At 34.5% G+C, this 23,944-nt stretch carries 23 protein-coding genes; all 23 read right to left on the reverse strand.

Annotation, left to right across the window (positions count from 1 at the left end):
* Nucleotides 1–39: 39 nt before the first annotated feature.
* Nucleotides 40–1,164 carry a glycosyltransferase gene (locus tag BM073_RS11915; RefSeq protein WP_091654433.1) on the reverse strand — a complete coding sequence of 375 codons (1,125 nt, stop codon included), beginning with the start codon at nucleotides 1,162–1,164 and terminating at the stop codon, nucleotides 40–42.
* A complete protein-coding gene (locus tag BM073_RS11920) occupies nucleotides 1,161–2,318 on the reverse strand; it encodes a glycosyltransferase family 4 protein (protein ID WP_091654434.1) in 1,158 nt (385 codons plus the stop codon). The genes BM073_RS11915 and BM073_RS11920 overlap by 4 nt, the downstream gene beginning before the upstream one ends.
* Nucleotide 2,319: 1 nt before the next feature.
* On the reverse strand, nucleotides 2,320–3,246 hold the full coding sequence (locus tag BM073_RS11925) for a glycosyltransferase family 2 protein (protein WP_175557900.1): 927 nt from the start codon (nucleotides 3,244–3,246) through the stop codon (nucleotides 2,320–2,322).
* 23 nt (nucleotides 3,247–3,269) lie between these two features.
* Nucleotides 3,270–4,223 carry a glycosyltransferase family 2 protein gene (locus tag BM073_RS11930; protein WP_091654438.1) on the reverse strand — a complete coding sequence of 318 codons (954 nt, stop codon included), beginning with the start codon at nucleotides 4,221–4,223 and terminating at the stop codon, nucleotides 3,270–3,272.
* A gap of 196 nt (nucleotides 4,224–4,419) precedes the next feature.
* The gene (locus BM073_RS11935; protein WP_091654440.1) at nucleotides 4,420–5,307 is read right to left on the reverse strand and encodes a glycosyltransferase family A protein; all 888 of its coding nucleotides are present in this window, start codon (nucleotides 5,305–5,307) and stop codon (nucleotides 4,420–4,422) included.
* A complete protein-coding gene (locus tag BM073_RS11940; protein ID WP_091654441.1) occupies nucleotides 5,307–6,230 on the reverse strand; it encodes a glycosyltransferase family 2 protein in 924 nt (307 codons plus the stop codon). Before BM073_RS11940 ends, BM073_RS11935 begins: the two co-directional genes overlap by 1 nt.
* 3 nt (nucleotides 6,231–6,233) lie before the next feature.
* Complete coding sequence (locus tag BM073_RS11945) at nucleotides 6,234–7,412, reverse strand: glycosyltransferase (protein ID WP_091654443.1); 1,179 nt, start codon at nucleotides 7,410–7,412, stop codon at nucleotides 6,234–6,236.
* Nucleotides 7,409–8,332 (reverse strand): class I SAM-dependent methyltransferase, encoded by a 924-nt coding sequence (locus BM073_RS11950; protein ID WP_091654445.1) that lies wholly within the window; start codon nucleotides 8,330–8,332, stop codon nucleotides 7,409–7,411. Before BM073_RS11950 ends, BM073_RS11945 begins: the two co-directional genes overlap by 4 nt.
* Before the next feature lie 63 nt (nucleotides 8,333–8,395).
* A complete protein-coding gene (locus BM073_RS11955) occupies nucleotides 8,396–9,283 on the reverse strand; it encodes an FkbM family methyltransferase (protein ID WP_175557901.1) in 888 nt (295 codons plus the stop codon).
* Nucleotides 9,280–10,203, reverse strand: a complete 924-nt coding sequence (locus tag BM073_RS11960; RefSeq protein ID WP_091654448.1) for a hypothetical protein — start codon at nucleotides 10,201–10,203, stop codon at nucleotides 9,280–9,282. The genes BM073_RS11955 and BM073_RS11960 overlap by 4 nt, the downstream gene beginning before the upstream one ends.
* A 6-nt stretch (nucleotides 10,204–10,209) precedes the next feature.
* Complete coding sequence (locus BM073_RS11965) at nucleotides 10,210–10,932, reverse strand: glycosyltransferase (RefSeq protein WP_245756411.1); 723 nt, start codon at nucleotides 10,930–10,932, stop codon at nucleotides 10,210–10,212.
* Between the two features lie 41 nt (nucleotides 10,933–10,973).
* Complete coding sequence (locus BM073_RS11970) at nucleotides 10,974–11,954, reverse strand: glycosyltransferase family 2 protein (protein WP_175557902.1); 981 nt, start codon at nucleotides 11,952–11,954, stop codon at nucleotides 10,974–10,976.
* 46 nt (nucleotides 11,955–12,000) lie between these two features.
* Nucleotides 12,001–13,110 (reverse strand): glycosyltransferase WbsX family protein, encoded by a 1,110-nt coding sequence (locus BM073_RS11975; RefSeq protein ID WP_091654453.1) that lies wholly within the window; start codon nucleotides 13,108–13,110, stop codon nucleotides 12,001–12,003.
* A 112-nt stretch (nucleotides 13,111–13,222) separates the two neighbouring features.
* Entirely contained in the window at nucleotides 13,223–14,014 is a 792-nt protein-coding gene (locus tag BM073_RS11980; RefSeq protein ID WP_091654454.1) for a glycosyltransferase family 2 protein, read from the reverse strand.
* Nucleotides 14,015–14,677 carry an FkbM family methyltransferase gene (locus BM073_RS11985; protein ID WP_175557903.1) on the reverse strand — a complete coding sequence of 221 codons (663 nt, stop codon included), beginning with the start codon at nucleotides 14,675–14,677 and terminating at the stop codon, nucleotides 14,015–14,017.
* 36 nt (nucleotides 14,678–14,713) lie between these two features.
* Nucleotides 14,714–15,388 (reverse strand): FkbM family methyltransferase, encoded by a 675-nt coding sequence (locus BM073_RS11990; RefSeq protein ID WP_175557904.1) that lies wholly within the window; start codon nucleotides 15,386–15,388, stop codon nucleotides 14,714–14,716.
* Entirely contained in the window at nucleotides 15,381–16,625 is a 1,245-nt protein-coding gene (locus BM073_RS11995) for an ABC transporter ATP-binding protein (protein ID WP_091654460.1), read from the reverse strand. The genes BM073_RS11990 and BM073_RS11995 overlap by 8 nt, the downstream gene beginning before the upstream one ends.
* A gap of 44 nt (nucleotides 16,626–16,669) precedes the next feature.
* On the reverse strand, nucleotides 16,670–17,485 hold the full coding sequence (locus tag BM073_RS12000) for an ABC transporter permease (protein ID WP_091654461.1): 816 nt from the start codon (nucleotides 17,483–17,485) through the stop codon (nucleotides 16,670–16,672).
* A gap of 6 nt (nucleotides 17,486–17,491) precedes the next feature.
* Complete coding sequence (locus BM073_RS12005; protein ID WP_091654463.1) at nucleotides 17,492–18,415, reverse strand: hypothetical protein; 924 nt, start codon at nucleotides 18,413–18,415, stop codon at nucleotides 17,492–17,494.
* A 33-nt stretch (nucleotides 18,416–18,448) separates the two neighbouring features.
* Nucleotides 18,449–19,378 carry an SGNH/GDSL hydrolase family protein gene (locus BM073_RS12010; protein WP_139217490.1) on the reverse strand — a complete coding sequence of 310 codons (930 nt, stop codon included), beginning with the start codon at nucleotides 19,376–19,378 and terminating at the stop codon, nucleotides 18,449–18,451.
* An 18-nt stretch (nucleotides 19,379–19,396) separates the two neighbouring features.
* A complete protein-coding gene (locus tag BM073_RS12015) occupies nucleotides 19,397–20,911 on the reverse strand; it encodes an MBOAT family O-acyltransferase (protein WP_091654467.1) in 1,515 nt (504 codons plus the stop codon).
* Nucleotides 20,912–20,953: 42 nt separating this feature from the next.
* Nucleotides 20,954–22,387 carry a hypothetical protein gene (locus BM073_RS12020; protein ID WP_091654468.1) on the reverse strand — a complete coding sequence of 478 codons (1,434 nt, stop codon included), beginning with the start codon at nucleotides 22,385–22,387 and terminating at the stop codon, nucleotides 20,954–20,956.
* 44 nt (nucleotides 22,388–22,431) lie between these two features.
* Nucleotides 22,432–23,910, reverse strand: a complete 1,479-nt coding sequence (locus BM073_RS12025) for an MBOAT family O-acyltransferase (protein WP_091654470.1) — start codon at nucleotides 23,908–23,910, stop codon at nucleotides 22,432–22,434.
* Nucleotides 23,911–23,944: the final 34 nt, after the last annotated feature.

Raw genomic sequence — 23,944 nt, forward strand, 5'->3', positions numbered from 1 at the left:
TCAGAAATCTGAAGTTTAAAATCTGAAAAATCAAACCATTTATAATACAACACTTTTCTTTTTAAGAAGGTCATGGTACAAGTTTTCAACTTCGCGACAGTAGCGTTCGGCGGTAAAGTTTTCTATAGCTCTTCTTTTTCCTTTTTCCCCCATCGTCTTCCGCAAATCGGGCTGGTCAATTAAAAGCTGAATTTTTCCAGCTATTGATTCAGGTGAAAAGGGAGGAACCAAAAAACCGGTTTCTCCATCTTTGATAATATCTTGTAAACCACCAACTTTGGTTCCAATAACAGGCAGTTTCTGAATCATTCCTTCAACTGCTACAAGTCCAAACCCCTCTCTTGAAGAAGGTACAACTAAAACATTCATCAAATTAAAGTAAACTTGAGTATTTGCCTGGAATCCAACAAATAAAACCTTTTTTTTAAGCTTTAGATTGTTAACTATTTTAATTAGATGCTCTTTATCATTTCCATCTCCTACAATTAGTAATTTAATCTTTTCATGATCAATTAAACTGATTGCTTTGATTAAATCTGATACTCTTTTATGATCATCGTGTAACCTTCCAACAAAACCAACAACAAAATAATCCTCCTTAATAGAATAATGATCTCTTAACGAGAGAATTTCAGAATAATTATTAGCTATTGGAAACTGAATTCCATTTGTAATTACCCTTATTTTTTCGGCTTTTATTCCAGCATTTACTTTCAAGTAATTCCCAACATTTACTGAAATTGCTTGAACTACATCTGCTTGTTTAGATAGGAAGCGAAGTAACAAATTGGCTAATCTTGATCGATTTTGAGGATCTGATGTTTCTTCCAAAATGGTCACAGGAGTCCTGCCAAAAAAAGAGCCTACAGCTGCCATGCACATCCCTTCAAAAACGGCCCCGTGTAAAATATATGGTTTATATTCAGAAATTTGAGATAAAACGAATTTATATTTAGAAAACTCAAATGGGTGTTTAAACGAACCGACTTGAAAAATCTCCACTCCTTCATTTTTTAATGCTTCAGCTACAGGTCCTCCAGCCCAAGTACAAATAATCCTATGAGAAAATCTTTCCTTGTTTAGACCTTTAATAAGCGTTAAAATGGTTTGCTCAACTCCTCCTGATGCTATTGTTTCTATGCAATGTAGCACACGAATTTTCATAATTCTGACTTATGATATCTAAATTCAGAATTAGAATAAATCTGAAGTAAGGCTTCCAAATAACTTTCAACGGAAAAGCGTTCAGCCTCCTTTTTAGCTCGTTCTCCCATAGCTTGACATTCTTCAGGAGAAAGATCAATGAGTTGTTGCATAGCAGATTGAATACTTTCAATAGACAAAGGGTCTATCAAGATACCTGAGTTGGAATCCCCTAAAACCTCTGCCGTTCCACCTACTTGGGTCACTATGCTGGGAAGACCTGCTGTCATTGCCTCAGCCAAGGAAACAGAAGAACCTTCCCTTAGAGAGGGAAGAATAAAGGCATCTGCTTCTTCTAAAAAAGGCCAAACATTAGGTTGGAATCCTACTATTTCTAATTGATTCCCTAATTCTGAATTCCGAATTCTGAATTCTAAATTATCTCGCTCTGGCCCATCCCCCACAATCCTTAACCTTAAATTCTTATCTGGATTCCCTTTTACCAATTTCCCAAAAACCTCAATCAATCGCTCCAAATTCTTGATCGGCACTAATCGACATGTCGTCACAAAAACAAAAGTAGTGAGCATTGAACCTTGCTTGCCTGCAGTGGTGGGAACCTTGCTTGCCCGCCGTGGCGGGAACCTTGCTTGCCCGCCGTGGCGGGAACCTTGAACCAAATTCACTGGGTTATAAATTACTTTCACATTCTCCTCCCTAACTTCTCCCAAACTGACAATCTCCTCCTTAACTGCCTCTGAGATCGCAATCACCACATGAGCCTTGGAATACAGCCATCGAAAAATCCATCTCCAAAAAGTATGATGGTTTGGAATCCCAATTTCCTCCCCAATAATTTTGGGAACCTTAGCAAGTTTGGCAGCCCAAACACCATGAAAATTTGCCTCCGCCCCTTGGCAGTGAACTACATCGGGTTGAGACTTTTCAAACTCTTTTTTAAGGAGATTAATAAGGGATAAATTAGGTATTTTGGGATTGAGATTTAAGATTTTAATTGAGACTCCCTGTTGTATTAATTGATGTGAAACTTTACCCCCTTTTTGCAGTACCAATACTTGAAGGTCTACTTTTTTTTGAAGTGCAGGAAATGAATTCAATGCGACTTGCTCTACTCCACCAAAATCCAATTCAGATAAAACTCTAATTACCTTCAAATCAATGATAGATAAATCTGAAACAGAACTTTAAATATTTTCTAAGGGCACTTTTCAACGAGGGAATGGAATTAAAAACTTTGATTAGTCGAAAGGGTAATAAATAGGGTACTCGCGCTAACAGGAAATCTTTTTCTGTTTTTTTTAATAATTTTTTCCCCTCTAAAAAATTTTCTTCAGTATCCATGAAAGAGAACAGGTTTAATAATAAATACTTATCCCGGAAGGTTAGCCATGAGTTTTTGTGGTTGTGTATTGGGTAGTTGGACTGGAACATTTCCGAAAAAATAGTTTGGCTCAATTTTAGGGTTTGTTTTAAACTAGAGGAGGCATTCAGATCATAATACATCAAAGGCTCCTGAATGTAAGCAGCTTTCCCAAAGAAATCAAAGGCTCTGAACCAAACATCTATATCCTCTCCCCGACTTAAATGAGCTTTAAATGGAGTACCTTTTTCAAAAAAACTTCGATGAATTACGGTAGAGGAAGAAGTAAATAAGGTATTGGAGATAGCTATATCAAAGTATTTATCAATGAATTTAATTTTGGGATTTTCAATTGATGCTGGAAGGCCATTATTGGAATAGGAACTTCCTATCATCTTTAATTCAGGGTGATTAGAAATGACTTCATTTATGCAAAATAAAAAAGAAGGATGCCAAAAATCATCTGAATCTAAAAATGCTATCCATGAATATTTGGCTTTTGCTATTCCTGTATTTCTAGCTGCTGATACGCCTTGATTTGATTGATTAATTAAGATTACTGGATCTGAATATACTTTCTGCACCAATATCTCCCCTCCATCGGTGCTTCCGTCATTGACAACAATAATTTCGTAGTCTGAAAAAGTTTGATTCAAAATAGAGTCAATAGCCCGTTGGATAAAGGGTGATTTGTTGTAGAGAGGAATAATTATCGAAAACACAGATAATAATTTTGAATTCCGAATTATGAATTCAGAATTCTTTTCAACCTTAAGGCATTTTTAAACCCGATCAACTTAGATAATTGTTGAAATTTTGGACCACCTATATAAGTTGGTTCCTTTAATCCCAGGTTGTCCATCAGGCTTTCTGCCTTTTCAATCAAGTGGGGATATTTTGGGAAAACATCGTAAATAAACTTTTGGTAAACTTTTTTTAAAGCCTTTCTAACTCGAAATGAATCTTCAATTGCAAGCACATTCCACTCGTAGGCTTGATACGAATCTAAAAGTGAGGTAAACGCTTTCTCAGACTTTTGCTGAGAAACATGTGATATTCCCGGCTGTCGGTAATAAACCAACTCATTCGGTTCAAAAAGAACCTTGCTAGCCTGAAGTAAAACCCGCATAAAAAACTCCCCATCTTGGTTAATGGTCAAGGAATCATCCCAAGGGCCAGCTTTTTCGATAAGTTTACGATGAGTTAAATATGAAGAAATAGCCATCATTTCCTGATTATTCCAGAAGCTAAGTTGCAGATCCAATCCTGAGTCAAAACTTTGAAAAACGTTATATGGTAACGAAGAAAACTCCGTAATCACCTCCTTGAAATTTACCCACGCACAAGAAGCCATTACTTTGAAATCTTGATTTTCAAGAAGTTTTATTTGTCTAAAAATCTTATCCTTGGATAAGATATCATCCGCATCTAAAAACTGGATATACTCACCCTTGCTAGCTTGGACTCCTATATTAGTAGCCTTGGAAACTCCTCCATTAGGCTGATCTATTAAAATTATTTTATCAGGAAATTTTGATTGATAGGCTTCTAAAATCACCTTGGATCCATCCGTGCTTCCATCATTTACCAAAATCAGTTCTATATTCGTATAGTTCTGTCTCAATGCCGAATCCAAAGTCTCTGTAACAAAAGCGGCTTTATTATAAACAGGAATAATGATTGAAACTAAAGGGTTCAATTGATCTAAGTTTTATCGTATTATTTTGCTTGTCTTAGAATTCATCGGCTTTAACATCATTGCGAGCAGAAGAATGGAGCGAAGCAATCAGTTAATTCTTTTCTGAAATCGAAAAGATTGTTTTTGGATTTGAAAACTTTTCATCTTTCAAAAGAATTGACAGAAACCCTCGCAATGAAGTGAATCTCCTTTAAATTCAACGCTTAGTTTCACCACCATTAATCAAGCTTTTATATTCTTCCCAAGCCCCTTTATTAATGGCATTGCAAACCTTTAAGATTGCTAAAGATTCCTTTAGGGAAATCGTAAAGAACTTTTTAAAAGCAAATCGATACCTTCTCCAAATAAAATATTTTACATGTTTTCTAAATTCCTTAGGTTTGCCGTGAAACCTTCGGACAAAGGCTCCGCCAAGCAATCTCTTATATTTATTAACCAAATCTTCGGTATAATAACGGGCAGGATGGTGAACAATCAGTTTTGGGGAATAGACTATCTTATATTTTTGAGAAATCCTCCCCGATAGTTCAGAATCCCCATTTGATTTGAGATCTGCATTGAACCCCCCAAATTCTTTGATCACAAAAGCAGGGCTTAGCCAGTTTGCTGTTATGGCATAGCCTTCCTTCGCATAAGATTCTGTTGTAAATCCTGTATATTTTTCATACACCTCAGCATCTGAAAGTACCTTTGGGTTTTTGAAAAACAAAGGAACTGGACCCGTTAAGATCCCAATTTCCATTCTTTTATCATTTGAAAAATATTCATAAGCTACCTTCAACCAATTTTCAGATAGTAAACAATCGGAATCTGTAAATGCAAATATTTGTCCTTTTGCTTGAGCAATTCCTTTATTCCTTGCTGCATAAGAGCCAGGTTTTTCTTCTAATATTATTTGTAAGTTCAGCTTAGTTATGAATTCAATTGGAAGAGAAATCCTAAATTTCGGATCATTATTAATAATTAACACCTCAATTATGTCTAAAGATACTGTTTGATTTAAAATAGTTTTTAAACATTTGATCAATCTATCATTATCTCTATACACAGGAATAATTACGGTAAATAAAGTGGATGTAGACACTATAGTTTATAATATTTTATCCCAAACCAATAAAAAACTATGACCCAAATCCTTTTAAATGGAAATAAAAAATTTCGCAGAGTTTTAAACAATATTTTTCTTAAAAAATTAAATTTAATAGAATTGGATATATTACGCGAAAAAAATTCTACTATATATCTCTCTTCAAAATCATAAACATTTTCAACCCCAATGTTATCAACATAAACTATTATATACTTTATTAATGAATATAATGACTTTTTTTCTATTCTATTTGAACTATGTTTTCTTATTATAGAAACTGGCTTCGAAAATTCGCCTGGATAAAACAAAAACCTTCTCGAAACTCTGTTCCACAATTCCGTATCTTGATGGAGATCAAGCCTTGGGTCAAATAATAAATCAGGATTAAAGATAGATTTTTTAAATGTGGTAGAGTTGGGATGACCCAGAATTAAGTCGTTAGAAATAATATGTTGATAGGTTCCTAAAACATCATTAATTTTGAAATACTCAAGTTCCTTAAGGTTTAATTTACCAAAATATTCATATCTATCGTTAAAACCCAAAGCGTTCATTGAGAAAATAATTTGAACTTCTTTGTTTTCAGAAAAAATCTTTTCATCTAATTCAAACCGATTAGACAAATACCAATCATCAGCATCTAAAAAGCTAATATATTCAAAGGATGATAATTTGATGCCTAAATTCCTAGATACTCCAGCTCCTAAGTTTTTACCTGAATCATGTGTAAATAACTTTACATTGGAATACTTTTTTTCCAACTCCAAACAAATTAAAAAACTATTGTCTACTGAACCATCTTCTATTAAAATAATTTCACCAACTTGAGGTAATTTTATGGCAGATTCTACTGCATATTTAACAAAATTTGCAGCGTTGAAAACTGGTATTATAACAGAAACTTTAAATTTACTCACCGATTATTCGAAAGAATAAAAATTACAAATAGAATTTAAAAAAGCTCTTCTCCCAAATTTTTTCAATGCAAGCTCTCTGATTATCCTAGCATCAAAAGTCAATTCCCTATTCTTGATTTCCAAAATGGCTTCCATTAAAGCTCTTGGATCTTTGATAGGAACAATAACACCGGTTTCGGAACTAATACAATCTTCTAAACCACCATTTGCTGTACTTACAATCGGTAATCCACACATCATTGCTTCTCTGGGAGCTATTCCAAATGTTTCATATATCGAACTACAAACATACAAATCCGCCAAACATAACATTGAAGGAACATCTTCTCTAAGAACTTTGGGGATTAATTTTCCTTTTTTTTCTAAACCATATTTTTGATTTAAATTTTTAAATAAATCGACACCTGAAGTATTTCCATTTCCAATTACAATAAATTCAAAATCAGAAGATTTCTCATTCAATAGATACATAGTTTCGAAAAATGTCTCAAACCCTTTTATAGAATTTGAGTAAATAAATGTAATAATCCTGAATCTATCTGATTTTTCTTTTTTAACAATTTCAAATTTTGAGTCATCTATAAGATTTGGGATTACCTCAGGATTACAATCTGGTTGGTTCATTAAAATCTGTCTACGCTGGTCGACGCTGACAACTGCTACCTTATCGGCAAACTTAAAGGCATCTAATATCAACTTAGCTTTCCTTCGTGAATAATGATGAAACACAAAAACTTGGTGCTCGGTAATTAAAAAAGGTATACTGTGGATTTTCGAAATGCTATGAGCATAAATCCCAGCATCCATTCCACTTTGAGCATGAATTAATTCAGGTAAAGAATTATTTTTAACAAACTCCATAAATGCTTGTATATAAATTCTTTTTGAGAAAAAAACTAAAAGCCTATCTGACACCCACCTATTATTTGGAATTACAAAATAAAAGGATTGGGGAGATTTAAATGAAAATTCTTGATCAAGTCTAATCCTGAACCCGAAAAAAGATTTGAAATAAGTCTTTATACAATTGAGAAGTTTTTGGGACTTAACTTCACCGAATAATATCTTTATCTCAAATTGACCTGATTGATTTAAAAATTCAGCCTGTTCCTTAAAAAAGGAACCTCTTAAGGGATTTGTTTTGGTGGGATACCAAGAAGGAATTACAAGGATTTTTTTCATTTTATCCTCAACCAAAAGCTTTGTCCATGCCTTGGAATATTTTCAAACCCTTCGGAATCCCAAAACTCATCAAAAACACTTTTTAACCCAATCTCATTGCTTATGAAAAAACTGGGCATTAGTATTTCGAAAAAATCAGGATTAGCTAATATATATGACGCAAGCATATATTGCTCTGAATAATATCGTTCAATCCAAGAATCAGGATAATCATATGGAAGAAAGATATCATGTATTTGAATTATAACCCCCTTTTTCAGTCGTGGTATTATATCCAAGAAAACTGTTGTAACATCTGAGTTCATAAATACCCGATGTGAATTATCAATAAAAAGAATATCATTTTCTTCTAATTGATCAAAAATTTTCAAATCAACTTCTTCTAAAGGAGACCTAATTACAGAATCGCAAATAATATCAATCTCCTCTCTAGGATGGGGATCAATAGAAACTACTTTTGTTGTCAATTCATTATCTTTGATTGCTTTAAAAGCAAATTTGGTTGAATTCCCAGAACCTATCTCTAAAAATAGTTTTGGGCGCATGAGTGCAATAAACCCATAAATAGAAACCCCATCTAAGCCTGGCAACCAAATATTATCCCAAGTAGGGTCTGTTCCTCTTATAATATCCTGCTTATTTGAGGCAATTTCTTTTAATCTATCTTCATATTTTAAAAAGTTTTCAAGAATACTTTTATATTCTGCTTTGTTTTTTTCTATCAAATTCAAAATTTTCTCATGAGGTTCTTTTAAAGTATACCTTTGGGATAACTTTATAGGATAGTCTAAAATTACAATTGTTTCCGGAGAAACCTGATTTGCAAACCAGGAAAATCTTACCAGATTTTTCTTACTGGATTTAATTTTATTAGATATTTTCCTAATTAGTTTATGTTTAATTTTTTTTAATGAACCCATAATTACTACCTTATTTTTCTTTATTTATAATTAATAAGAACACAAAATGCATATTGATTCATTTCAAGTAAATGCCTGAATTTTTTCAACTTTCTCCTCAGGACAAAACAAATAATTTAAATTTTCCTGATTAGTCAACATCCCTAATTCATTTACTTTTATCAATCCTTTTTCTTCATTTATCCAGAAAAATTGATAATTCTTATCTCTAAACAAGGTCAAAAGATTGCGTCCTATTTCAGCATTCTGAATCTCAAGAATTATAACAGGTCTATGATTAAAAAGTAATGCTGCATATCCTATCAATACTTCGAACTCAAATGTCTCTACATCAATTTTAATAAGATCAACTTTTCTGATTTGATTCTTGGCAAGAAATCCATCAAGCCTTTCTACTTGGACAGTTATGGAATGTTGATTTTCCGTTCTCCATTCTTTGTTTAAGCTTCCATGAGTAGTATTATTATCTTCAAAAGTAGAATAACCTGTATTAAAAAATGGCAATTCCCCAATTTCGTCAGAAAGAGCCAATTTATGGCAATGGATGTCAAAACCGTTAATAGTATTGTTTTTTTCTAAGACTCTAAACACATTAGGTTGGGGTTCAAAAGCATGAACTTCAGCTTTAGAATTATACGCTTTTGCTAAAACTGAAAAAACCCCAGTATTCGCCCCTATATCTAAAATTATTTTAGATTGTTTAGCTAGCTCAGACCAAATGTCCCTAGTCTTCTTTTCCCAAGCACTATTTTCAAAACCAGACCAAAACAAACTAGTTTCTAAATTAAAAGCATTGTTGTACAACCAAAAAGAAATCCCATCCTTAGTTTTTACTCTGAACTTATCGAAAAAGGTTCTTTTTTTAAGGTTCAAAATCGGTTGAAGTGGCCTGATAATTTGGTAAAATGGGCGAGCCAAATTATGATGGAAATATTTTTTTAACTTTTTCACTTGTGGATTAGGAATGCATGAGATTCTCCTTTTTTTTCAAACCAATTGAACATGCTCACGAAAGGAAACCCTGCATGGATAAACTCATTTTGGACAATGGATTCTCCGACATTGCTCAGGTCATATTTCTCTTTTCTATATTTCCCTTCCAGCTTTCGGTGAACCCGATAAGAAAGGTATTGGTACCAATAGTTCCAGGCAAAAGGTACAAACTTATCAATGCCAGACCTAAAAGGTACATAATCGCGCATCATGACATAATTGAAGGCCTGCATGTCATAGTTGCCATCATCCCCTATGCTTTCAAATAACGCGCACATCTTTTGAAAGACAAGGCTAACCTTTCCTGACTTCCCCCCAACAGTACCGGGATTCAAAACCGGAAAATGTAGCATACTAGGAGGAACCTTTCCCGGATATTTGTCATAGAACGCCTTCAGTGCTTTCAATGTCCAAATACCGCTTTTCCAAGACCTCCTGTCACCCCTTCCCACGAATACCTTTTCAGGATCCTGTTTCAGTAATGCCAATGGATTCTTGTTGAATACCACATCGTTGATATCTGTCGTGATAACATAGGTGTCAGGACTCAGAAGGGAGGTAAACTCCTTAAAAATAAAAAAACGCTCATCATTGAGGGAAAAATTCCCAAGCTTACAATGCACAAAGAAAATCCTGTCGGTACTGTACCTTTCCAGGAATTCTGGAGAGAGCTGATCGTAAAACACAATAGCCATTAATCTCAATTCATGGATACTGTAGTACCAATTGGCTAGGTAATTAAAACTGTCATTTTGCTGTCTGAATCCCCGGACAGGATCATTTTTGGAAGTGAAATAATTGGACAAGACCACCAACTCTTCTCCATTATTATTAATTTTCCCAAAGATTTTCTCCAGCGAACCTGCTATCCTATTCATAGGCTTTCATTGATTTTGCTGAGATTTGACCTTGCCATAAAGTCCGGGAAACATTTGGGCAACATAAAACTTACAAAACTGAACAGGAAAATACAGCTTTTTGCTTGTCAGCGGTCCGTCAAACAAATGGTTCATATATTGGGTCCATGCATTTCTAAAATTTTTATCATTGAGAAACTGCCATTCATTTTTCCAGCTATGATTCCAAAGATGCACTGCATAGGTTTCGGCCTTTACAAAAGGTCTGAAATCCTTTCCTCTCTCAGCAAATGGCAGAGGGTAGAAATATTGCTTGGTATAAACTTTTGCCTTATCCCTTTCCAGATAGGACGTCAGGAAAGTGGGTATATCCAAAGGAGCGTCGTAGTCGAATGTCAATTGCTTGTACTTATCTAGCAATCCAGATATTTGAGGATTGTTTTTAGTAGTTCCTATAATACCTGCGCTGATAAGTCCTTCTTTTTCTTCGCCAAGAAAAAACTCTTCTTTCAGCAAACCCTTGAAATCCTTCAAAACCAACATATCTGTATCAAGATAAATCCCTCCTTCAGTATAGAGGGCATGCAACCTGCAGATATCTGAAACAAAAGCAAACTTACCAAGCTGATAGGCTTTTGCCGAAAATGCATAGGCCGAATAATCAAAATTGCTTTCATTCCAAAGTTTGAATCCATAATCGGGTAAAACCTCTTTCCAAGATTGGATACAGCTGAGTTCCAATTCCGTCATGGATTTGTTCCCAAACCAGCAATAATGGATAATCTTTGGGATCAAGTTCTCTGTGCTTTCAAAAGCTTTCTCAGAGTTAAAAAATTAGAGATTCCCAACCAAGATCCTAACCAAATCACTTGTGGTTTAAAAAAACTAAATCTAACAAAAGGGTTAAGAATTAGAATCCGGTTTATGGCTTTTTGGGCAATTTCTGGATAATCAAGTATAATCAGCTTAATCAATCGCTCATAATTCAAACACAGGATCTTTTTTGCCCTTTTTGTATTATTATAATCAAGCATCCACCTATCACATAGATTGAGTGAATAAAGCCAATCATCCCAGCTTTTTTTACTAATCTGTTTACTTAAATGGGATAAATCAGGAAGTCTATAAAATGCTGTGATGCCTTGATTGAAAATAATTTCGTCTGATTTCAGTAAGACACGTGTCATGAATTCACCATCCTGATTTTGAATTAAATCCTCATCCCAAAGACCACTTACTTCTAACACACCTCTATGCATCAAATAGGCATGTGGTGGTACAAATTGCTCCCTTTCCCACAAATTCAATAAAAATTCGTCACCTCGGTTTGAATAATCACTCCATCTTAAATCTTTATTTATGTTATTTGATGGGACAATATTTCCAGAAAAACCTCTCCAGTTTGAAAGTGAAATTATCTTGGATGATTTACCTTTTAAATCATTTAATTGAATTTCAAGTTTTTCAGGATGGATCAGGTCATCTGAATCAAGCCATTGAATATATTCGCCTACTGATTTTTCAAAGGCAAAGTTTCTGGCTGCATTTCCTCCTTGTTTTCTATTTTTCGGTCTTCTATAAATTTTGAACCTCTGGTCTCTTCCAGAATACTCCTCCAAAATCTTCCATGAATCGTCAGTACTAAAATCATCTACGATAATACATTCCCAATTCGAATATGTTTGACCAATTACAGAGTCTAAAGTAAACCTTAAATAATTAGCTTTATTAAAATTAGGGATTAGAATAGAGACAAGAGAAGATTCTTTCAAGCTGATATTTGTCTTTTTTTAATATGATTAAATTTAACTTAATTTTTCACAAACAACTTTTCATGGCCTTTAGATAAGCTGTTCCCCATCGCTGATCAGGCTCAAGATAATTACCTTCTGCCCATTCATTCCATGACTTAATGAAAATAAATTTATCAGCAGGACTCGTATTGTTTATATAATTAACAGCATTATGAAAATGGATTTTCCATTTATCTGGAGTTGAACCATGAAGAATCATTGAGCTATTTCCTGCCCTTGGAGAATTATCCCAATCAGGAACTACCATTGGATAATAATCAAAATTCATTTTCGGCCATTTTGAAATTTTGGTTACAACTTTTTCGTATTTATAAACCTTTGGTTTTTTTCGTCTTTCTATAGCCTTCCCCTCCAAAAAATTATTCCATTTCCATTCAACTTTACCTAAAAATGACCCTTCCTTGAAAACAGTATTTTTCTCCCTAAATCTGAATGAATGAAATAAATAGCTAATAACTCCATGAAACCCATTAGGCTCAGGTTCCCAATAAATTGGTACGTTACAAGCCAATAAATAAATGCCAGGAAACCCATTATCTTTAGCAAGATCATTAAAAACTCTAGCAAAGACTTTTGAATCTGGTAGATCTAAAGGTTGATAAACCTGAAAAACAGGCTTACCATCTATTTTAATATATCTATTGTCTTTAAAGGCAGGTAATAGTGAACTAAAATGATTAGTATAATCATCTATTCCAGGATATTCTTGTTTGGCAAGAACTTGATTTTGAAAATCCCCAAACCAAACACCCTTCCAAGTTTGATTAGCCCAACATAACATAAAGGGAAAATCCGGTTTTCCTGATTCTACTACTTCATTAAAAGGTTTTTCCAATAACTGCTTACCATCTCCAAACCAATAATGATAGTAACAAAAACCATAAACTCCATTTTCTTTAGCCATTGTCGCTTGTTCTTCTCTAACCTCTGGAACTCTCAAATCATAATATCCCAAATCAGCGGGATATCGAGGCTGATAATGCCCCTTGAATAATGGTTTGGCTTTGGTTACATTGGTCCATTCTGTAAAACCTTTTCCCCACCAATAATCATTCTCAGGGATTGGATGGTATTGAGGTAAATAATAGGCAACAGGTTTTATATTACTTTGCATTTATTTTTTTTGGGAATTCAATTTTTTATAAATTATTTACTTTCAGAATTCATATTAGAATGATGAAATTTAGATTTTAACACTAAACGACTATGGAATTTGTGACTGACAATCAACTGGGTGTCAGTAGTATTGAGGGAACATAGTATAACAACCGAAATACCTGATTGGTATTTCGGTCCTTTATATGTTTGACCAGCTCCAGCTTTATCAGAAACAGTTTCTTTTTGAGGGGTAACATGTTTTTAGAATAACGAAGGTATTTCAGCATTTTGTCTTTCTCAAAGGCCACATCTATAAATTTGGAACTGAAGCCTCCATCCGCGTAATTCGCAATTATTTCATTTATAAAAAAATGTTGAATGCTTGGCGAAAGCAACCAACGCATATTATGATCCCAGTCTGCAGTTGACTTGTAGTGAATATTAAAATTACCGATTCGGTTGAACAAGGACTTCTTAATAAATATTGCCTGATGACAGATGTTTCGCTTTAAAATTTTATTCTCATCAAACAAGCCGTCATAAAAGCTCTCATACTTTGTACGGCAAACATTGCCATAAACAACCTCCATTTCTGGACGAAATGATGATACCACCTTTCCTAGAACATCATCCGAATAAAACGTGTCATCACTACCCAGAAAATATAACCACTCCCCTTTTGCCAGAGCCACGCCCTTATTCATGGCATCGTAAATGCCGTTGTCGCGTTTGCTGATGATTTTGATACGCGGATCATTGCAACCCTTTACAATCTGAACTGTATTATCTTCCGAATTACCATCCATCACAAGTACTTCGTAATTTTTATAATCTTGATCAAGTATGCTTTCTAACGCCTTGGAAATAGTGCGTGCGGAGTTATAGGTTGGAAGTATAATTGAAAACGTAGGTGAATCCATTTAGATAAACCAAAAATCATTCTTTACCATAATGGAATTCAGGTTAGTATTGGCATATTCATAAAAGCCTTTACTAACTAAGAAATCAATCAATTCATTTCTTTTCGCTCCTGACCCCACTGGAGAATACTCGGAAGCTTCAACACAAATAACTTTAGGTGAAGACTTTTCAAAGTCAATTGATTTTATTATTTGCAAATCCAAACCCTCGACATCAATGCTTAAAAAGTCTGGAAAAATACCATTACAATATTTATCTAAAATATGAATGATAGTTGTCAATTTTATTTTTTCAACTTTATCAAGTTTCTTGCCATTAGCAATTAGGTAATTGCATTCTTCTTTTGAAAATGTACTAAGAGTATTATCTGACATTATATAGAAATCCAACTCTTCTTCTTTATCGCTTATTCCAATATTAAGATTAATATCATTCGGACGATAAATTTCAAAGGCATTGTGCAAAAGTGGATTTGCTTCAATATTAATACCCTTACAACCCTTCTGATAAAACAATTCCGTATTGTTTAAAAATTTTGGATGGTGAGCTCCGATATCTAAGTACTGAGGATAAGATATCCCACGCAATTTAAATATATAATCAATTATTAAATCCTCCCCACATTGAGAATAGGATTTTTTAAAATATGGATCTAAACCCATTATAGATTTTATTATATTTTTTATGCCCATCATCATTTATTCCAGAATAAATAAAGCATCTGCCCAAGCAAATCTCCCTTTATTATTTTTATTTACATTAGAAATATCATAAAGATGAAATCCATAACTACGTAGAAATATTTCAATTTCTGAAAACAAGATTTGTCCTTTATAAATAGGCAAAAACTCCACCTCAGCAAAAATAATTTTTATTTTTTTATTTTCTAATAATCCCTTAGCTCCTTGGAGTACTTGATAGGTATTTCCTTGAACATCAATTTTAAGAAAATCAATTTTATCTAAATTTTGAATTTTACAAAACTTATCTATAGTTTGTGTTTCAACTTTTACTAATCCTTTAGTCTTAGTGAGTTTTGAAATTTCATCCTCCAAATTCTCAGAAGGTAAAAGTGAATTTGTTTCATCGAAATTATTTGAATAAAAGTCTAATTTTCCTTCCTTGTCTGAAAGAGCTATTTGAAAACATTTAAACCTACTGTTTTCTCCAAGCTTTTTTTTTAATATTTGAAATGATGGTGAAAATGGTTCAAACGCAAAAACTTTAGCATTGCATGAGTAATTTAATAGCTTACTTGATATTCCGCCTTGATAGGCGCCAACATCAAAAATAATATCTAAATCAAGCCCCTTTATAAATTCAAAGGGATCAGGATTCAATTTTTTTTTATTTTTTTTAAAAATTTTAAACATTAGAGGTAATATTAATAGCATTTGCCCCATAATTCCATGATAGTAATAAATCCTTATGTTTGGAAGTAGGTTTTAAAATTTCAAACGAAATACAATCCTCACACCTATCATAATACTTAACAAAAGGTTTTGTAATATCTATACTTAATAAATACTCACCAATGGCAAGAGTTTTTGTATCTATATTAAATTCAAAATTGTTTTGACCTTTAATTAATTTAAGTTGATCAATTTGATCAAATGTCCCCATAGAACCAAATCCAACCGGCATTTGCAAATCAGAGGTTTTCAACCTAATATCAAGTGCTACTGATATTTCTAAATTACTTGATAATTGGATAAATAAGGTTACAAAAGAGTCTAAATCTTCTTTAGAATTTTCAATATATGCCATATTAACAATGACATCATAATTTTGATTTTCTATTATTCTGCTGAAAATTTTTTCACTTGTTTTACCGGAATAAAGTTTTAAAACTTCAGAGGTTTTTCCAATTTTTAGAAAATTCCCGTTGTTTAGAATTAATGAATTTGGACATAGCTCTTTGACTGCACTCATATTGTGACTTACGAATAAAACCGTTCTTCCTTCATATTTACTAACTTCTCCCATTTTCCCTAAACATCTTTGCTGGAATTCATAATCTCCAACAGATAATACCTCATCAATAATTAAAATCTCTGGTTCCAAATGGGCCGCAACAGAAAACCCCAATCTTACCCGCATACCGGAAGAATAAAACTTCACTGGTGTATCGATATATTTCTCTACACCAGAGAAGTCTATGATTTCTTCCAGTTTACGATCGATTTCCTTTTTGGTCATACCTAGGATGGTTCCATTCATATAGATATTCTCTCGACCTGTAAGTTCTGGATGAAAGCCTGTACCCACTTCTAAGAGGGCAGCAACTCTCCCATGCATTTCAATTCGACCTGATGTCGGTTCGGTGATTTTCGAGAGGATTTTAAGTAGTGTTGACTTCCCTGCTCCATTTTTCCCGATAATCCCCAACACCTCGCCTTGCTTGACTTCAAAACTTACATCCTTCAATGCCCAGTGCACTGAATCACTTTCGTCTTCAAATTTTCCAAGGCTTTTAATTCTTCGGAAATTTTCTATTGGAGCCTTTAAAGTATTGATCAGCTGCTGAGCGAAGGTATCGGCCTTTTTTTCTTTCAAACCTATTCGATAGCGCTTGGAGAGGTTTTCTACTTTAATTATGGTATCGGACATTCAATTGAAGGTTTCAGTATAAAATGATAAATCAGATAAGAAAGTTAAGCTACATCTGCAAATACCTTTTCCATTCGGCGGAAATAAAACAAACCAAAAACAAACAAAACAGCTCCAACAATAGCCCCAGGCCAGATCAATTGCCATGGCATAGAACGACTCAGGAACATGGCCCGGATTCCTTCGATTACTCCGACCATTGGATTTAAGGAATAGAAAAATTGATATTGATCGGGAACAGCAGTGGTGCTATAAACAACGGGCGCGGCATAGAGCAGGAGCTGAACTATAAAACCCAAAGCATATTTAATATCCCGATATTGAACGGCCATAGCGGAAAGTATCATCCCGATTCCCAAAGAGCACATTATTAATTGGATCAATAAAATGGGGAGAAATATCAATTGCCATCCCGGCAATACCTGAAAATAGATCAGTAATATCAAGAGTACCACAAAGGAGATAAGAAAGTCTAAAAGCTTGGAGAAAATGGCTGCCATAGGTAAAATCAGCCTTGGAAAGTAAACTTTGGTAATCATTCCGGCATTGGCCACCAGACTATTGGCTGATTCGGAAAGCGTCCCTGAAAAGTAATTCCAAGGCCATAATGCTAAATAGGAAAAAAGTAAATAGGGCATTCCATCTGAATCCACTTCTGCCAATCCTCCGAAAACGATGGTAAAAACCAATGTTGTGAAAAGCGGTTGGATAATGGCCCAGCCAATCCCCAAAACAGATTGGGCATATCGGGCTTTAATCCCTCGAACCGTTAAGAAATATAACAGGTCTTTATACCTCCACAATTCTGGGAAGTCGACAACTTTCCAGCCTTGAGAAGGTTGGATAACAGATTTTTTCAAAAGGTTTTAATTTTCGGACAATAAAATTTTATTGGAAAGAATTTTAGATAAATTTTTAGCAGACTCCACAGTCATATGAAGTCCATCTTTAAATTCCCAATTCATTTCTGAATTATTAAAATCAAAATACTGGACTCCAAATTTTTGGGACAAAAACCCCATCCTTAAACCAAAATCAGGATCCAGATTTTGTTCAATTGTCAAAAGGTTTTGATGTAAAGGCATTCTTACCAAAAAAACCTTACCTCTCGTTTGTAAGAAGTCAATTGTCTTTTGCAGGTATTTAAATCGTTCTGCTGAATAACTATACTTCTTTAAAAAATCAGTATATAAATCTATCATAAATAATCTTCTACTTTTAACAGCATTTTCGTTCATATTACCTGAAGTTTCATACCATCCATCAGAATGAAGTTTGGAAACCTGATTTATCATTCTCATAAGAATAATTTCGTAAAATGGATTATCGAACCATAGAAAAAAATATTCCAAATTAGGTTTGGAACTCACATTTTTGATGCCTGAAAGAAACAACTTATTTTCTTCAAATTTTTCGGGATTATTGGGATCATTTATATCACTTGAAATACTCCAAGGATCTACAGTTATAATAAAGCACCTTTTTCCATCATAATCAGCAAGCTTCATTTTTATACTTTCCAAATAGGCAGGTCCAAAAGGAGAATTATAAACTGTAAACGAATAATTATAAAGGTTTGCTGGATAGATATCAGCTAATCGATCATTTATAATCGAAGGTATTATTCCTTGAGCAGCCTTCGAATTTCCCAAAATCAATGCTTCTTGTTTGGGAGTTACAAATCTCTGATAAAAAGGATCAGCTGTTCCATTTTCCAATAAGAAAACTCCAAATAGTGAAGCGATTGGAAAAACTGAAAAGAGAAAAATTCTAGATATAAATTTTATCATTAAACTAAACTCTATTTTATTCGAAGAGACTACTCAATTAAATTTATAATCAGTTTCGCTTTTAAAATCGCTTATCCATTTAGCTAAGTCATTTGAAAAAAATATTGAAGATTTTGTATCTAAATGCAAACCATCTTCAAAAAAAAAGCTTGTCTTATTTTCGTTAAAGTCTTTGTATTGTACTCCTGTTTCGGACGCCAAACCATCCAATAATTTATTAAATTCTTGAATGGCTTCATTCTCTATTTCTAATATTTCATCAGAAAGGGGCATTCTTATTAAAAACACATCGCCTCTTTCTTTTAACAAAAGGATAATTTCTCTTAAATAATTAAATCTTACTTCTGAAAACGAATGCCGCTCATTATAATCATTGTAAAATCTCACCATGTTATTCTTTCGAGATAAAATAGTCGCGGAATCTAAATAATCTTCAGTTTCCCACCAACCATCATCATGAAGCTTAGTTTTACCTGGCTTTATTTTTTGGATTAAAATCTCATAAAAAGATTTATTATAATGGCTAGCAAAATAAAATGGGTTTGGATCTATGTCAACTAGTTTCACGTCAGCTAAAAAGAGCTTATTTTCTTCAAAAATTGAAATATTATTAGGATTCTCTATTGGACCACTAATACTCCATGAATCTACTGTAATAATAAAATAACTACCCTTTATCCCCTCCTCTAATTTTTTTTTGACACTTTCTAAATACAGTGGTCCATATGGCGAACCAAACAAAGTAAAACTATAGTTATATATTTTTAAATCATAAATTTGTTTCAAGCTATTATTCAAAATACTTGGCATAATTCCCTGACCAGCTTTTGAGTTGCCAAGAATAAGCGCTTTCTGCTTTGGTGTAGTAAACTTTCTATAATATGGATCGGCCCGACCATCTTCAACTAATAAAATAAAATATAGGCTCACCAATGGAAGGATTGCAAAAAGTAAAGTTTTCAAGATGAATCTTTTCAAATCCTAAAACTGAAAATAGATAAATTCCTGTTCTTTTCTGGCAAATAGAAATACTGCCATCACCAAGCCATAATACAAACTATAGCGAATTAGAGCCGGCTTAGTAAATGCCATTTTTTGTATGGCAAACTCTTCTCTTCTCCCCCTCCATTCAAGCAGCGTAAAAATCAAAGCCCAAATTATAAATAGATAAACTCGAATATCCATTTGAGGCTTTTGAAGAATGCTTGCTTCAAATAAATTTTGAATATACACTCCTGCCGATGCAAGGTCAGGAGACCTAAAAAATATCCAGCCTACTGTGACCAATGAAAAAGTCACCAATAATTGTCCTAATTCGTATAAGCTAGGGAAGGTCCTGTTTTGAGCTACAATACCAATGTTGACCCTGTTCTTTCCAAACAAATAGAGAGGAATAAACAATGCTGCATGAATTCCACCCCAAATAATAAATGTCCAATTGGCCCCATGCCAGAAACCTGAAACCAAGAAGATGATAAAGATATTTCTAAGGCTTTGAGATTTAGATCCTTTAGACCCACCTAAAGGAATATAGACATAATCTCGAAACCAGGTGGACAAGGATATATGCCATCTTCTCCAGAATTCGGCTATGTCCCTAGAGAAATATGGGAAAGCAAAGTTTTGCATCAAGTTAAATCCAAGCAGTTTCCCTGTTCCTATAGCGATATTGGAATAGCCCCCAAAATCTCCATAAATCTGAAAGCTAAAAAACACCGCTCCGATAAGTAAATTGGAGGCAGGTTGGCTTTCAGGATTAGTAAAAGCTTGATTGACAAAAACCGCACAATTGTCCGCAATCACCACTTTCATAAACAATCCCCAAAGGATCTGTCGCATACCATCCATGGCTAGGCTGTAATCGAATACTTTCTTTTTGAAGAACTGAGGCAAAAGGTTAGTAGCTCTTTCTATCGGCCCGGCCACCAATTGCGGAAAGAAACTCACATAGGCAAAGAAGGCTACAGGATCTTTCGTGGCTTTCATCTTACCTCTATAAACATCTATAGTATAGCTCATAGTCTGAAAAGTATAGAAGCTGATACCTACTGGAAGAATGAGTTGAAGGGTATAGGAATTAGCCTGAAAGCCCAGGGCATTGATGGCTTGTATGGTGGAGTCAATAAAAAAGTTGAAGTATTTAAAGAAACCAAGGAGTCCGAGGTTGAAGGTAAGGCTTATCCAAAGGTAAAGTTCCCTGCTCTTAAATAAGCTTTTCGATCTGGCAGTAGGCAGTTGGCGGTTAGCAGGATCGACTGCATACTGCTCCCGATTGCTATCTGGACTGTTTACTGCCAACCGGAGTCCACACCAATAATCTATCAAGGAACTAAAAGCAATCAGACCTAAAAATCGCCAATCCCACCATCCATAAAAAACATAGCTAACTGCAAGCAGAAAGATATTTCTGGCTTGGAGATTTTTAGAAAACACGTACCAATACAGTAAAAATACTGTAGGAAGAAAAATTAGATATTCGTATAAATTAAAAAGCATAATTAGTTTTAATATGAGTAATTTTTAACGCTAGATAGATCATCAATTACTCATCACTCTCATATACCTTTTCCTTCTGGTGTAGAGCCAGTAACCAATCAACAGAATAAATCCCCCACAAATGGCATAGCTATATAAGGCTGTCCATTCGGCATGGTGAATGGCCCACTTTTGTACTTCCAAGCTAGAGGCAAATGCTCTGTTCTTTTGACCCAAGAAAACAATTAATTTATGGGAGTTGATGGGCATCCAGGCCATGGACAAGACTAGGCTAAGTACTCCAGATAAAATCAAGTCTTTATTGCTCCATCTGTAGCGCTTCAGCGCTTTGAGAAGTATCACTACCCAAATAGGAACCCAAGCAGCCAAGGCACTTACCTTAAAAAAGATCATAAATACCAATCCCAAACTGAAAATAAAGACCACAGCCCAACCCAGACGGGCCATTTCCTGATAAAATCTCAATAAGAATACCAATGTTAAAATAGCCGGTAGCCCCCAATGAATGGAGTAAGACCAGATAAAATCCCAAGGGAAGCGAAAAGAACCCTTGCCCAATTCCTGCAGAAATCGGGTAATACCCAAAGATTCATTCTGTCCCGATAGCATTACCAAAACCAAAAGAATCCCTACCAACCCCATAATGCCCTTGCTCAATCTATCCGTTTTGGTTCTTTTCTTCAGCTGCTTGACAGCCAAGTCCCAGTTGACAGGATTTTGCTTGGCAGCAAATACTATCAAGGGCGGTATGGCTACCAGTGCTAATAAGTGAGAGGTTTGATCTATCCAGCTATGGTCCGCCCAGCCCCAAACTCCCCAGCCCAAACCTGCTATCAGAATTAGGATGCCGACAGATAAACCAAAAGGTAAAAGAGATTTACTCCTTTCTCCTTCGAAGAGTGGAAGTTTGTCTCCCGGCAGAAATAACATCAATAATCCTGAAAGCAATAATAAGGGGGAAACGAATGCTCCCAAGATAGACACCATTCCCAGTTTGAATTTTTCATAGCGTAAAAAATAATTGGCTTGCCCCATACCTAAGGCAAAGGCAAATAAGTCTGGAGAAAAAGGATGATACCAGATTCCTTTTAGCCAGGCAAAATTGAAGAAGAGTAGGATAAAACCTAAAGTCATCAAAGCCAGCTTCAATCTTAGTTTTTTGACGATACGGAAATACCAATAGATGGCCAGTGCCAGATAAAGCAATTGCCACATAATCATCCCATTTTGAAGTCCTTCATTGTCTTTGACAATATGAAAGGCAGAAAAGGATAAGTTCAGCAATGCGAAGGGTAGAATTCTAGTCAGCTGAACCAGATTATAACCTGCTGATTCTATATCATCCAGAAAAAACCTACCCACCTCTCTGTAAAAAACCCCATCCCCATAAGCACCTTCATTTACAGGGATTTTCTCTCCATTGATTTGGAAGAAAACCACAACTGCTAAAATCGCTATCAAGAAAAGTTGTCTCAATTATTTTTTTTTTAAAATTATCATTTCGCCTTTCCCTATCTAGTTTAGAATTGGAAATAGATAAAAGTTTGGCTTTCTGAAAAGACTCCTGCAAATAAAATAAACCCTAAAGTTCCGAAATATGCGGGGAACCTATACCATTTCCCTTCCAATCTCTCCAACCAGGTCGTATGGGCTCTACCCACCCACTCAGCTAAAAGAAAGAGAAGTAAGATTATTCTCAATTCATAACTAATCCAAGAGAAGTTAGCTGGTAAAAATGGATTTAAAATCATTCCTACTACGTATGCCCAAGCTTCGAAGAGTGATTCAGCTCTGAAGAAAATCCAAGCAAAACAAACTAATATAAAAGTAAGGAGTATTTGAGGGGCCTCTTTGATAGATATATGATTGGATGTTTTATTTAAGTTCCGGTTTTTTCTAAATAGAAAAATCAACGCATACAAAGCAGCATGTAATACTCCCCATATCACAAAAGTCCAATTAGCTCCATGCCATAAGCCAGAAATGATAAAAACTATAAATATATTTCTGACTGCATTAAGCTTGGTTCCCTTAGTCCCACCAAGTGGGAAGTATAGATAATCTCTAAACCAAGTACTAAGAGAAATATGCCATCTTCTCCAGAATTCGGCAATATTTCTGCTGAAATAAGGCGTTTTAAAATTACTCATCAATTCAAACCCAAATAGTTTGGCAACTCCTATCGCGATATCTGAGTATCCAGAAAAATCACCATAAATCTGTATAGCAAATAGAACTGTACCCATAATTAATTCTACTCCAGATGCTGTTTGATAATTTTCGAAAATGGGATTAACCACTAAAGCACAATTATCGGCTATCACTATTTTTTTAAAAAATCCCCATAATATCAATTGCATTCCTGCAGACCCATTTTCATAAGAGAATTGCCTCTTTCTCAAAAACTGAGTAAGTAAGCTACCTGCTCTTTCTATAGGCCCTGCTACCAATTGAGGGAAAAATGCCACATAAGAAAAGAAAGCTAGGATATTCCTTGTCGGCTTAATTTTACCTTTAAAGATATCAATCGTATAACTTAAAGTTTGAAAGGTATAGAAACTGATACCTACAGGAAGAATAATGCTCAGAGTACCATAATTGGGTTGGAATCCCAAAATAAGCAACATATCAGCAGTAGAATCTATAAAGAAATTAAAGTATTTGAAAAAGCCGAGTAAGCCTAGGTTGAAGATAAGGCTGAGGGTAAGGTAGAGACTTTTGCCTTGAAAATGCTTGACACAGGCAGTAGGCAGTAGGCGGTTGGCAGAGGCGACTGCAGACTTCTTAGTACTTACTGCTAACTTCAATCCGCACCAATAATCCACAACTGAACTTGCAATTATCAAAGCCAAAAACCTCCAATCCCACCAAGCATAAAAGACATAGCTACTTAATAGAATGAATAAATTTTGGGACCAAAGCTTTTTTTGGAAAACAAACCAGTAAAGTAGGAATGTAATGGGTAAAAAAATCAGAAAATCAATGGAGTTGAATAGCATGCCAAATGCCTAAACAATAAATATATGTGATTGA

Origin of the sequence: Algoriphagus ornithinivorans, from assembly GCF_900115305.1 — a bacterium.
Classification (GTDB): domain Bacteria; phylum Bacteroidota; class Bacteroidia; order Cytophagales; family Cyclobacteriaceae; genus Algoriphagus; species Algoriphagus ornithinivorans.